Source organism: Acinetobacter sp. WCHAc060042, assembly GCF_003231195.1.
GTDB lineage: Bacteria > Pseudomonadota > Gammaproteobacteria > Pseudomonadales > Moraxellaceae > Acinetobacter.
In genome coordinates, this window is sequence record NZ_QKVN01000154.1 from 1 (window position 1) to 248 (window position 248).

Annotated in this window: 1 protein-coding gene; it reads left to right on the forward strand. The window is 34.3% G+C overall.

The genetic code is table 11. The features are described 5' to 3' along the window. Positions 1–111 precede the first annotated feature (111 nt). On the forward strand, positions 112–248 hold a 137-nt coding region (locus DPG01_RS18695), incomplete at its 3' end, for a helix-turn-helix domain-containing protein (protein WP_240489197.1).

Below are 248 nucleotides of genomic sequence, written 5' to 3' on the forward strand. Positions count from 1 at the left end.
GGCAGAGTAAAACTTGAAGTGCGACATAAACCACCTAATTAATTTAAAGGGTTTATGGAGTATATAAAATTGTCATACCATCATCTTAACTTTGAAGATCGTACTGCATTAATGCTTGAGTCAAGAAAAGAAGGCTTTTCAGCCAGAAAATTTGCTGAACTCATTAAAAGACATCCTAGTACGATCTATCGTGAGCTTAAAAGAAATAGCATCAATGACGTTTATCAAGCTCGATATGCTTCTGATAA